Source organism: Brevibacterium sp. NPDC056726, from assembly GCF_042790515.1.
Classification (GTDB): Bacteria; Actinomycetota; Actinomycetes; order Actinomycetales; family Brevibacteriaceae; genus Brevibacterium; species Brevibacterium sanguinis.
In genome coordinates this window covers 647,271-659,439 of the sequence record NZ_JBHTYZ010000001.1, presented here as the reverse complement: position 1 = coordinate 659,439, position 12,169 = coordinate 647,271, and the positions used below count along the sequence as shown (strand labels likewise).

The 12,169-nt window shown below is 68.6% G+C and carries 11 protein-coding genes; 10 read left to right on the top strand and 1 reads right to left on the bottom strand.

Translation table 11 applies throughout. The features are described 5' to 3' along the window. Positions 1-186: 186 nt before the first annotated feature. The 6 genes from ACFQ91_RS02930 to ACFQ91_RS02905 all read left to right on the top strand — a co-directional run bounded on the left by ACFQ91_RS02930 (position 187) and on the right by ACFQ91_RS02905 (position 8,228). The gene (locus ACFQ91_RS02930; RefSeq protein WP_232623731.1) at positions 187-1,530 is read left to right on the top strand and encodes a PLP-dependent aspartate aminotransferase family protein; all 1,344 of its coding nucleotides are present in this window, start codon (positions 187-189) and stop codon (positions 1,528-1,530) included. Positions 1,531-1,836: 306 nt separating this feature from the next. Next, on the top strand, positions 1,837-3,186 hold the full coding sequence (locus ACFQ91_RS02925; RefSeq protein WP_198499810.1) for a haloacid dehalogenase-like hydrolase: 1,350 nt from the start codon (positions 1,837-1,839) through the stop codon (positions 3,184-3,186). A 628-nt stretch (positions 3,187-3,814) separates the two neighbouring features. Further along, positions 3,815-5,779 carry a histidine kinase gene (locus ACFQ91_RS02920; protein ID WP_376870343.1) on the top strand — a complete coding sequence of 655 codons (1,965 nt, stop codon included), beginning with the start codon at positions 3,815-3,817 and terminating at the stop codon, positions 5,777-5,779. Further along, positions 5,767-6,411 carry a response regulator transcription factor gene (locus tag ACFQ91_RS02915; protein WP_137824472.1) on the top strand — a complete coding sequence of 215 codons (645 nt, stop codon included), beginning with the start codon at positions 5,767-5,769 and terminating at the stop codon, positions 6,409-6,411. The genes ACFQ91_RS02920 and ACFQ91_RS02915 overlap by 13 nt, the downstream gene beginning before the upstream one ends. Position 6,412: 1 nt before the next feature. Further along, positions 6,413-7,393, top strand: a complete 981-nt coding sequence (locus tag ACFQ91_RS02910; RefSeq protein WP_344251103.1) for a hypothetical protein — start codon at positions 6,413-6,415, stop codon at positions 7,391-7,393. Positions 7,394-7,484: 91 nt separating this feature from the next. Beyond that, positions 7,485-8,228, top strand: a complete 744-nt coding sequence (locus ACFQ91_RS02905) for a hypothetical protein (protein ID WP_344251104.1) — start codon at positions 7,485-7,487, stop codon at positions 8,226-8,228. Between the two features lie 84 nt (positions 8,229-8,312). On the opposite strand, the gene ACFQ91_RS02900 is transcribed toward ACFQ91_RS02905, so the two are convergent. Further along, positions 8,313-9,221, bottom strand: coding sequence for an amidohydrolase family protein (locus ACFQ91_RS02900; RefSeq protein WP_344251105.1), 909 nt, complete (start codon positions 9,219-9,221; stop codon positions 8,313-8,315). Between the two features lie 173 nt (positions 9,222-9,394). Between ACFQ91_RS02900 and ACFQ91_RS02895 the strand changes: the two genes are divergently transcribed. The 4 genes from ACFQ91_RS02895 (at position 9,395) to ACFQ91_RS02880 (ending at position 12,167) form a co-directional block, all read left to right on the top strand. Further along, complete coding sequence (locus tag ACFQ91_RS02895; protein ID WP_344251106.1) at positions 9,395-10,309, top strand: DUF402 domain-containing protein; 915 nt, start codon at positions 9,395-9,397, stop codon at positions 10,307-10,309. A gap of 15 nt (positions 10,310-10,324) precedes the next feature. Further along, entirely contained in the window at positions 10,325-11,347 is a 1,023-nt protein-coding gene (locus tag ACFQ91_RS02890) for an NADP-dependent oxidoreductase (RefSeq protein ID WP_344251107.1), read from the top strand. Between the two features lie 140 nt (positions 11,348-11,487). After that, positions 11,488-11,817 carry a nucleotidyltransferase domain-containing protein gene (locus tag ACFQ91_RS02885; RefSeq protein WP_344251108.1) on the top strand — a complete coding sequence of 110 codons (330 nt, stop codon included), beginning with the start codon at positions 11,488-11,490 and terminating at the stop codon, positions 11,815-11,817. Beyond that, positions 11,814-12,167: a HepT-like ribonuclease domain-containing protein gene (locus ACFQ91_RS02880; protein WP_344251109.1), complete on the top strand. Its 354-nt coding sequence runs from the start codon at positions 11,814-11,816 to the stop codon at positions 12,165-12,167. Before ACFQ91_RS02885 ends, ACFQ91_RS02880 begins: the two co-directional genes overlap by 4 nt. The last annotated feature ends 2 nt before the right edge of the window (positions 12,168-12,169 follow it).

Sequence of the window (12,169 nt, the reverse complement as noted above, 5' to 3'; positions counted from 1 at the left end):
GGCGGAAGGGAAGTGCCTGGGGTGCGTCCCCGACGCCCCGGATGACGAAACATGACACCCCGTGACGGTCCGATGACGCTCGGTGACTCCACGGGACGCGCGGCTCCGTCGCAGCCGCGATCCGACCCCAGACTGGTGGGACTTCGGCATCGACGTCGAGGGTCTCATGAGAAGGAAGGAAACGCCGTGAGCGCATCAGACCGCAGCTCGACCGGCCGCAGCGGAGTCTCGACCCGCTCGGTGCACGCTGGCGCCGCCCCGGAATCGCACACCGGTTCCGTCGTCGCCCCGATCTTCCAGACCTCGACCTTCCAGATGGACGTCCCGGGTGAGACTCGGGCCGGCTTCGACTACGCCCGCACGGGCACCCCGAACCGCAGCGATCTCGAGGAGGTGCTCTGCGATCTCGAGGGCGCGTCCTATGCGGCGGCCGTCAATTCCGGCACCTCCGCCGAGGTGGCGGTGTTCTCCGCGCTGCTCGGACCCGGCGATGAGATCATCATCCCCCGCGACGTCTACGGCGGGACGTATCGTCTGCTCGTCAACGAGTACGCGCGCTGGGGTGTCGTCATCCGCACCGTCGACCTCACCGACTCGCAGGCGCTGGCGGCGGCGATCACCGACCGCACGGCGATCGTGTGGGCGGAGACCCCGAGCAACCCCGGCCTCGACGTCATCGACATCGCCGAGACCGCGCGGATCGCCCATTCCGCGAACGCGCTGCTCGCCGTCGATTCGACGTTCGCGACCCCGTACCTCCAGCGTCCGATCGAGTTCGGCGCCGACCTCGTCATCCACTCGACGACGAAATTCATCAACGGCCATTCCGATGTCATCGGCGGGGCCGTGCTCGCCGGCGATGGGCAGACCTGTCCTCGCGCCGCCGAGGTGATCGACCGTCTGACCAGTCACTTCGCGTCCGTGGGGTTGGGCATCTCCCCGTTCGACGCGTGGCTGACCAGGCGCGGCATCAAGACGCTGCCGGTGCGCATGGCCGCCCACTGCGCGAATGCGCAGGCCGTGGCCGAATGGCTCGAGGCAAGACCGGAGATCGCCGAGGTCTACTACCCGGGTCTGCCCTCACATCCCGGGCACGAGATCGCGAAGCGGCAGATGAGCGGGTTCGGGGGAGTCGTCTCGTTCTCCACCGACACCGAGGAGCGAGCGCTGGCCCTGGTGCGGAGCACGAAGCTCATCACCCTCGCGGAATCGCTCGGCGGCGTCGAATCCCTCATCGACCATCCCGCGACGATGACGCACCTCGCCGTCGCCGACTGCGAGCTGAGCATCTCCGGCCGCTTCATCCGCCTCTCCGTCGGCATCGAAGACATCGCGGACATCCTCGCCGATCTCGACGCGGCGCTCGCGGCGACGAACTCTGTGGTCGGTGCAGCCGAGACTGAGGCGGACGAGGCGGTCGACGAGACAGTCCCGGAGGCAGCGAGTGGGATCGAGTCGGCCCCCGAGTCCAAGTCGGCGCCCGACGCGCAGGCGGGAGTCGCCTCGGTGACGGTCCTCGAGAACGTCTGAGGCTCCCGGCACTCGACACGATGACCGCCAGCTGAGACAGCGAGCGACGAGATTGCGCAGTCCTCGGCAGTCCCGCCGTCCGGTGCAGCTGCGGGCGGAACCGAACACGTGCTGGACGAAACGCACCTCCTCACCAGCGCGTCCGCTGCTCGCAGTCGCAGGGCTCCGGCAGTCCGGGGCGCGCTCTCGTCGGTGCTGTGCGGTCTTCGCGGGGCGGCCCGAGGACCGACGACACCCTTGACGCTGTCGTCGCGGCCCCATTAGATTGATCCCCGGCCAAAGGTCTGAAAGTGATCCAATGAATCGATGGGGATGAACATGGGCACGACGATCAAGCACCTCGGAGTCAGAGACAGCCACCGCAGGACGGTCCGACCGAAGCGGGGTGCGGCCGCAGGCGTCCTTCTCGCTGCGCTCCTCCTCGGCGCCTCGGCATGTGCCGCCGGCGATGCAGGGAGCGCGCCGGAGGAGTCCGGCGACGGCAGCTGCGCGCAGCTGGGGGTCGCCGACGGGTGGTACGGGGACAATGCGCAGCGGCTCCAGGAGATGATCGACGCGAACGCCACGTGCGACGGAGCCACCCCGGAGGGAGGGGTGCGGCCGATGGCGGTGTTCGACTGGGACAACACCGTGGTCAAGAACGACATCGGCGATGCGACGACGTTCTGGATGCTGCGCAACAGCAAGGTGCTCCAGCCTGCGGGCCGGGACTGGGCGACGATGAGCGACTACCTCACGGACGAGGCGACAGGCAGGCTCAACGAGGTCTGCGGTGACCTCGCCGACCCGGGCGCCCCGCTGCCGACCGGCGAGAAGGCCGGCGAGGACTGCGCCGCGGAGATCCTCTCGGTGTACTCCGAGGGAGAGACGACGGACAAGGCCGCTGCCTATGAGGGGTTCGACGCCCGCCGGATCGAACCGGCCTACGCCTTCGCCGCGCAGCTGCTCGAAGGCCTGACGCCGCAGCAGGTGACCGAGTACGTCACCGCGGCGAAGAAGGAGAACCTCGATGCCGCCGAGGGCACGATGAACGAGGTCGGCGGCACCGAGGTGACCGGATGGGTGCGCATCTACCCGCAGATCAAGGACCTCATCACCACCCTGCAGGACGCCGGTTTCGACGTGCGCATCGTCTCGGCGTCATCGCAGCCGGCCGTGAGGATCTGGGCCTCCGAGGTCGGGGTCGACGCCGATCAGGTCACCGGGGTGCAGACCCTCGAGGAGGGCGGCAAGCTCACGAGCACGCTCGCCTCGTGCGGCGGTGATGCGGCCGCGATGCCCTACATCGAGGGCAAGCGCTGCTTCATCAACGAGCAGCTGTTGGGCATCCCCTCAGCCCAGGCATTCGAGCCCGCCCCCGAGGCGCAGCGTCAGGTCTTCGCCGCCGGAGACTCGGACACCGACGTCACCTTCGTCGGCGACGCCACCGGCCTGCGTCTGGCGATCAACCGCAACAAGACGGAGCTGATGTGCAACGCGTACGCCAACGTCGACGGCAAATGGATCGTCAATCCGATGTTCATCGCTCCCGAGCCGCAGCAGAAGGACGTCTACCCGTGCTCGACGTCGGGGCGCATCGAAACCGACGGCACTCAGGGCCCGCTGAAAGACGCCGACGGCAACGTCATACCGGATCAGAAGGACTCGGTGTACTGACGGCGCTCGGTCGATATCCCTGCGGTGATCCGGGCCCTGCGCAGTGTTCTCGGTGACCTCAGCACACCGCGCGCCTCGGTGACGGTCCTCGAGAACGTCTGAGTCTCCCGTCGCGCCCCGGCTGGCGAACTTCGGGTCGTTCTGGTCAGGATCACCGTGGCGGGTTGAGGTTTCCAGCGCACGATTGGATGCCTTCAGGATGCGCCCGCAAGAAACATGTCTCCCAGTGCCTCTGCCGGAGTCGCGGACGCAGAGTGTCGATTTCGGACTCGATGATCGACACTCTGCGTCCGGAGAACGGCGGCGCGGGGCACCGGAAGCGTCGGTTCGGCGCGTAGGTGTCGGTTCAGCGCGTATTTGTCGCTCCACTGCGTCAGTGCGCGGGGCGGCCGGGCGTGCTGGGCTGGCCGCGACCGAGTTCAGGTCGTTCTGGACAGATTTTCGCGCCGGGATTCTGTCCAGAACGTCCTGGGGATTCCTCTGGTGACGGGAGAATAAGAGCCGTGCGGGTCGGAGGAGATGCTCGGGTCCGCGGCCGACGGTGAGGTCGAGCCCGGGGGAAAACCCGAGGTGCGGTGGGTGGTCAACGTGCTGTTGCCCGACATCGGCGACGCGTAGCGTATTCGGTATGAGTGAGAAGACCCCCGAGCATCCGCAGGACTCGGAGCCGACCGGCCCCGACCGCGCTGAGGACCAGCGCACCCGCGGCGACGGCGCCTCGGCGCATGACGCACAGGTGCACACACCTGCCAGCGGCCCGCCGCCGGCACCGACTGCACCTCCGGCGGAGGCGCAGACCGCAGCGCCGTTGGCCACCGAGGCCGGACAGTTCCGCACCACCCCGCTCGACCTCGACGTTCCCTTCGCGGCGCCGACCGCGCAATACGGGTGGACGGACGGTCACACTCAGGAATACCCGCACACTCGTGCCTACCCGCAGGGACAGGTTCCCGGTGGCGCACCCGGACCGATTCCGGAGCCGACGGCCCAGTACCCGCAGACGCAGGCCTACGGCACTCCCGCGCAGACGTACCACGAGCCGATGGCCTCCGGGAGCCCGCTCCACGCCGTCGGCCCCCAGCCCCCGCACCATCCGCAGGGCCAAACGTCGCAGACCCCGCAGCCACAGCCGCGCGAACCCCGCCAGGCCGTGCGCTACCCGCACCATGCGCAGCCGCTGCCGGGAGGACAGCCGCCGATGCAGCCCCAGCAGCCGATGCAGCCCCAGAGGCCGCCTCGGCGGAAGCGGACCCGCACCGCGCCGCTCGAGTACGTGCCGGTCACCGGTTCGATGCCGCTGACCCGCACCGACGTCACGGAGATCCCCGCAGACGGACCCGTCGAATGGCCCAAGCGCCCCGTCGGGGTCGTCGGAGTCGCCAACGTCATCCTGTCAGCGGTCATGGCGATCATCTGGGCCTGGATCCCGCTCGGCCTCCTCTTCACCGGCATCGGCGGCATCTTCGCCCTCGGCCTCGGTGTGCTCGCCCTCGTCGTATGGGTCCTCGTCCAACAGGTCGCCAACGTCTTCGAACGCTACCGCGCCGAACTCGTCTACGGGGACCGCATCCCCGTGCCGAAGATCCCCCGCAGCGACCGCGACTCCGGGTTCACGCGCTTCCTCCACAACCGCTGGCTGCTCGTCTCCTCCGGATCCTTCTGGCGCTCGACCGCCCACCACTACGTCAAGATGCTGCTCGGACTCGTCGTCATCGGCGGCACCTTCGCCGGCATCTCCGCCTCGATCACCGCGGTCTTCGCCGCGATCAACCCCGACGGAGTCGAGACCTTCTTCCTCGGCGGTCCCACCGGCGGCCTCGGCCGCATCGGGCTGACCATCGGGGCGCTCATCGTCCTCGCCTCGTCGCTCGCGATCCTCTGGTTCACCCCGTACCTCGACCGGGCGCTCGACCGCAGCCTGCTGCCGCCGGCCCGCACCGCCGCCCTCCAGGCGGAGGTCACCGAACTCGACCGGGCGCGCATGGCCGGGATCGATGCCGCATCGGCCGAACGCCTCCGCATCGAACGCGACCTCCACGACGGCGCGCAGCCCCGCCTCGTCGCCCTGACGATGACCCTGGGCCTGGCGAAGTCGAAGATCGACTCCGACCCCGAACGCGCCAAAGAGCTCATCTCCGAAGCCCACGCCGAGGCGAAGGGCATCGTCGGCGAACTCCGCCAGCTCGCCCGCGGCATCCACCCCGCCGTGCTCACCGACCGCGGTCTCGACGCAGCCGTCTCCGCGCTCGCCGGCCGCTCGCCGATCCCCGTCGACGTCGATGTCCGGCTGGGCGGGCGCATCGAACGCGAAGCCGAGGCCGTCGCCTACTTCGTCGTCGCCGAATGCCTGACGAACATCGCCAAGCACTCGGGAGCCACCTCGGCGAAGGTCCTCATCACCCCCACTGAGGCGGGAGTCCAGATCGTCGTCACCGACAACGGTCACGGCGGGGCCCGGGTCGACCGCTCGGGTCGGCACACCGGCATCGCCGGTCTCGTCGACCGGGTCGAAGCCGCCCGTGGGACACTGAACCTGACCAGCCCCGCAGGTGGGCCGACTACCATCGTTGTGGAGGTGCCATGCGCATCGTGATCGCCGAAGACTCAGCCATCCTCAGGGCCGGACTCGAACGACTCCTCGTCGACGCCGGACACGACGTCATCGCGGCCGTCGCCGATGCCAACGAACTCCTCGCCGCCGTCAACACGACGCCTCCCGACCTCGCTGTCATCGACGTGCGCATGCCTCCGACGTTCACCGATGAGGGCATCCGCGCCGCGGTGCTCATCCGCAAGCAGAACCCCGACGTCAAGGTCCTCGTCTTCAGCCAGTACGTCGAAGAGCAGTACGCCTCCGAGCTCATCGCCGAGAACACCGGCGGATTCGGCTACCTGCTCAAGGACCGGGTCGCCGATGTCGAGGACTTCCTCGGCGCCGTCGACGAGGTCGCCTCCGGCGGCACCGTCCTCGACCCGGAGGTCGTCTCCCAGATCCTCGTGCGCACCCGCAAGACCGACGGCCTGTCGACCCTGAGCCCCCGCGAACTCGAAGTCCTCCAGCTCATGGCCGAGGGCAAGTCGAACGCCGCGATCGCCGGCACCCTCTTCCTCAGCGCCGGCGCCGTCGAGAAGCACATCAGCTCGATCTTCACCAAGTTCGGCCTCACCGCGGACACCTCGGACAACCGTCGCGTCCTCGCCGTCCTCACATTCCTCGGAGCCTAGAATGCCAGCCACCGTCCTCGTCAGCCCTTCGGCCCGCACGGGTCTGCGCGCCGTCCTCATCATCGCGGCCGTCATCGCCCTCCTCATCCCCGTCGTCGCGAGCGTCGCGTACGGGGCATCCCGACTCAACTACACGAAGGTCGAGTCGAGCGAGGACCTGCCCGTCGGGACCACCGATGTCCGTTTCGACCTCGACACCGGGGCCGCCGTCGTCGTGCGCACCGAGGATGTCCCAGCGCCGACGGTCGCACTGACCGGCACCGGCCCACGCGACAACGTCCCGCAGCTGCAGGTCGAGGAGATCAACGGCAAGTCCGTCATCTCGATCGACGACAAGCCGACGTTCGAGAACGCCCGCCTCGTGCTCACTGTGCCGACCGCGACGTCCCCGGAGACGAACCTCGACTTCGCCGGCGGCCTCGGCACCGTCGCTGTCACCGGTGAGTTCAACGAGGTCACGGCGAACACCGACGCCGGATCGATCGAGCTCAACGGCACCTTCGACCGCGTGCAGACGTCGACGGAGTGGGGCCAGACGGAGTTCAAGGGCACGTACGGCACGATCGAGGCGAAGTCCGAGGTCGGCACCGTCGACGGCTCCGATCTGCGGGTCCGCGACCGCCTCGACGCCACGACGACGACCGGCGCGATCGACGTCGAGCTCGCCGCCGAGACGGTGCCGACCGCCGGCATCAGCCTCAATGCGGAAGAGGGCAAGATCGACCTGCAGCTGCCCCGCCTCGACCTCGTCAAGGAGAACATGACCGCCGAGGCTGCGAACGGCGGCGAGGGATCCGGCGGCGACGAGGTCAAGGACCTCTTCTACCGGATCAATGCGAAGTCGAACAACGGCAGCGTCGACATCGCGAAGGACCTCGAGAAGTACGAGGCCGCGAAGAACTCGCCGGATGCCGAGGGCAAGGCGATCATTCCGGTCACGGTGTCCGCGGACACCGGAGCGATCTCGATCGAGCAGAACTAGACAGCCGGAACCGGGCAACCGGAACTGGGCAGCCGGAACTGGGCTGAGGAAGCCCGAGGCCGGGAGCGCCTCGGGGCGGAAGGACGGGCACATGCAGGTCACGGTCTACGGAGCCACCGGCACGTTCGGGTCGCGGCTCGTCTCACGCCTGCGGGCGCAGGGGCACTCGGTGATCGCGGCCCATCGCGGGATCGGCGTCGACACGTACACCGGTGAGGGCGTCACCGAGGCGGCCGTCGGCAGCGATGTACTCGTCGATGCCGTCAATCTCATGACGAACAACCGGCACCGAGCCCTCGACTTCTTCTCCCGCAGCGCCCGCTCGATCGCGTTGGCCGCCGCCGAGAACCCCGGTGCGGCGATGGTGTGCCTGTCGATCGCGTTCCGTCCGGAGGTCGCCGAGTCGAAGCTCTTCGCCTACTACCAGGGCAAGGACCTGCAGGAACGCGTGTACCGCCGGCTCGTGCCCGCCGACCAGCTCCTCATGTTCCGCTCCGCTCAGTGGTACGAACTCGCGGAGACGACCTCAGTGAGCGTCGGTCGCGTCATCTTCACCCCGAAGATGCGGGTGCGGGCGCTGGCCGCCGACGAAGCCGCCCGGCTGATGGCCGAGGCGATCGAGGCCGGAGAGCGCGGCACAGTCGAGGTCGCCGGCCCCGAGATCAGCGATCTCGCCGCGATCGCCGCGAAGATCGCCCGCGTCGACGCCGCCGGTCGCCGCCCGCGGCGCGTCGTCCCCGTCCCCGTGCCCGGGGCGAGCTCTGGTGACGGACTCATCCCGCCCGCACCGAGGCTGTCGGCCGTGACCGTCGACGAATGGCTGGCGACGCGGTGAGGTCGTCCGGCGCGCCGAGGCGGTCCCGGGCCTGACCCGGCCCGCGCGGCGGCCGCGCCGACCGCGTGCACCGCGACGGCTGAGTCAGGGCTCGCCAGGCACCCGCTGCGCGAGCCCGAGGAGGCGCGCGCCGTTGTCCCAGAGCACCGCGCGCATCCACTCGTCGCCGAGCTCGAGCCCGGCCAGACCCGAGATCTGATCCGCGTACGGGTACGGGATGTTCGGGAAGTCCGAGCCGAGGACGACCTTGTCCTGCAGGGAGACCAGGCGCTCCCGGAAGGCGGGGGTCACCTCGGCGGGAGAGGAGAAGAACCCGGAGACGTACATCGTCGTGTCGAGGTGGACGCCGCTGTAGGCCTCGGCGAGATCTGCGAACGCCTCGTATTCGGGCATGCCCATGTGGGCGATGACGAAGTTGAGCGCGGGGAAGCGCTCGAGCACCCGCGCGATCGCCTCGGGGCCGGTGAAGGCTCCCGGCAGCGGTTCGGATCCGGCGTGGATGACGATGGGCACCTGCGCCTCGGACAGCGCCGCCCACGCGGGATCGAGGACCCGATCATCGGGGGCGAACCCGCCGACCTGGACGTGGACCTTGAACAGTCGCGCCCCGGCTGCGAGCGCGGCAGGAACGTAGTCGGCGGACTCGGGCTCGGCGAAGAGGGTCGCACAGTGGATGACGTCGCGGTGGGCGGCGGCGAAGTCGCGGTTCCAGTCGTTGAGCCAGGCGGCCATACCCGGCCGGTGCGGGTACGTGAGCGCGGGAATCGCGTGGAGGCTGAGCTCGCGGAGGATCTGCAGGCGGGTGTCCGTGTCGAAGCGGTAGTGGATCGGCCACGGCCTTCCGTAGTTCGCCTCGGCGTCGTCGAAGTACGACCACACCTTGTCGAGGACGTTCTGCGGGAGGAAGTGCACGTGGATGTCGGCGAGCCCGGGCAGCCCGAGCGCCTCGACGTAGGTCGGGATCTCCGCGTCGCTGCGGGGTGGTGCGATCATGTCCCCACCCTACTGTGCGGTACCGACGCGGCGCGGGACCGACACCGTGCGGCACTGACACGATGCGAGGACGACACCGTGCGGTACCGACACTTTGCGGTACCGACAACTATGCGGGGACGGCCGAATCCCATCCCCAGGATGCGCGCAGTGAGCGACCCTAGACTGCGGCTATGGAGTTCACCGACCCGTTCGAGATCACGGTCCCCGGCACGGCCGCGCGCCTCGGCGAACCTCCGTTCTGGACACCCGGTCAGGCTGTGACCTGGACGTACCGGCGCTTCGACTACGACCTCGACCATGTCGAGGTGCGCCGCCCGATGCGCGTCATCGACGACGGCCCGAACGGCGCGGTGCTCTGGATGCCCGGCGGCACCGAGGTCGTCGACACCGGTCTCGTCGGCTGGGAGGGCATGAGCGCCCACGACGTCCCGCTCGACGTCCGTTTCCGCCCCCGCGGACAGGCCCCCGAACGCATCATGATCCCCGCGCGCTGGCAGGGTCACGGCGTGCTCAAGCTCGCCCCGCCGAACGTTCCCTTCTCCGTGTGGGTGCTCGTCAAACCCGCCGAGGCGACCGCCGCGGTGCCATCGGCCGCGGAGACGACGGCACCTCAGCAGGGTGCCCCGAATCCGCCGCGGGTCGAGTGGTACGTCAATCTCGAGACGACTCACCGTCGCACCGCCGAGGCGGTCTTCACATGCGATCTCATCCTCGACATCACGTTCCCCGTCGCGAGCGAACCGCTCCACCTGCCCGACGGCAGCCTCAACCCGCGGGGCGCGGTGTTCAAGGACGTCCACGAGATCGCCGCGGCGGGCGCCTACGGGTACTGGCCGCCGCAGTGGTCGGACATCGTCCGGGCCAACGGCGCACTCGTCCTCGACCGCCTCGAGGAGTTCCGGTGGGCCTTCGACCCGCGGTGGGCCGATCTCGCACTCGATCTCGCCGGATTCGGACCGACCGAGCACCCGGCCACGCTCCGGCTCGGGCCGGCACCGACCACCTCGGCGGGCGGAATTTCTCCTGGTCAGCGGGAACATCAGCGGATACCGAGCGGTTGTTACAGGAGACCGGACAGCCGATGAGAGGACTGAACTGACATGGCGACGAACCACCGCATCCGCCTCAACTCGCGCCCCGTGGGCGCCCCGACCGCCGAGAACTTCCTCCACGACGAGGTGCCGGTCGAGTCCCCCGGCGAGGGCCAGGTGCTGCTGCGGACCCTCTATCTCTCGCTCGATCCGTACATGCGCGGACGGATGTCGGATGCGAAGTCGTACGCGAAGCCCGTCGAGCTCGGCGAGGTGATGGTCGGGGCGACGGTCTCCGAGGTCGTCGAGTCGCAGTCACCGGACTTCGAACCCGGTGACATCGTCCTCGGCTACGGCGGATGGCAGGAGTACTCGATCGAGCCGGCGTCGCAGCTGCGGAAGATCGATCCGGAGATCGCGCCGATCAGCACCGCCCTCGGGGTGCTCGGCATGCCCGGGTTCACCGCCTATGCCGGTCTGCTCGAGATCGGCATGCCGAAACCCGGCGAGACCGTGGCCGTGGCCGCCGCGACCGGACCCGTCGGGTCGGTCGTCGGGCAGATCGCGAAGATCGTCGGGGCCACCTCGGTGGGCATCGCCGGCGGGCCCGCGAAGGTCAACCACCTCAAGGAGCTCGGCTTCGACATCGTCCTCGACCACCGTTCCCCGAACTTCAAGGAGGAGCTCGCCGAGGCGGTGCCCCAGGGCATCGACGTCTACTTCGAGAACGTCGGCGGAAAGGTCCTCGAAGCTGTCGTGCCGCTGCTCAACCCGTTCGCGCGCGTGCCCGTGTGCGGTCTCGTTTCCTCCTACAACCTCACCGAGCTCCCGGCGGGCCCCGATCGCACGGGACTGCTCATGGGGGCGATCCTCCGGAAGTCGCTGACGTTCCGCGGGTTCATCCAGTCGGAGTTCGTCGACCGCCTCGGCGAGCAGTTCCTCCACGACATGAGCACGTGGATCCAGGAGGGCAGGATCCGCTACCGCGAGGACATCCGGTCCGGCCTCGACCGGGCACCCGAGTACTTCAACGAACTCCTCACCGGCGGCAACTTCGGCAAGATGGTCGTCGCGGTGGGGGAGCGGGAGTAAGGGCCCGGGGCCACTCCTCCTCGGCCGTCTGATGGCGGAGGCGCGAGCGGTCCCGATCGTCTGCGCGGTTCGAGCCCTGACGGACGGACGAGGCGGACGACCCCGTCGATGAGTCCGTTCGTGCCCGGTAACCTGGGTGCATGTCGACGAACGACGTGACACCCGAATCGCTTGCCCTCCGCGAGCTGATCGGCGTGAAACGCGAGGAGTTCGAGCAGCTGCTGACGAAGTACTCTGCGACGAATCCGAGGCTGTTCGGTTCAGTCGCACGGGGAACCGCCGTCGAAGGAAGCGACATCGACATTCTCGTCGATATGGACCCCGCCGACGGGAATCTGCTGATGCGCGCATCTGGGCTCATGGAGGAAACCCGCGTACTTTACGGTCGTGACGACATCGACGTCTTTCCCGTTCAGCTGCTCAGGCGCTCGGTTTCGAGAACGGCCATCGATGACGCGGTGGCGTTGTGAGCAGAAGTGCCGCTCAGCGCGTTGCCGACATCCTTGAGGGCATCGAACGCAGTCAGCGCTACCTGGAGGCGCTGACCAGTGGTGATGAGCAGCTCGCTGAAATGGCAGAGGACGCCATTGAGCGCAATCTTCAGATCATCGGGGAAGCGGCGAATCGACTTCCGCCTGAGATCGTCGACGCCCACCCGGAAGTTGCGTGGGCTCAGATCCGCGGCTTTCGGAACATCCTCGTTCACCAGTATTTCGGTATCGACCGAGACATCGTCACCGATGTGGTCACGGAATACCTGCCCTCACTTGCGACGTCTCTGCGGTCACATGTTGCCGAAGAGGGGCGTTCGTCGGACTGAAC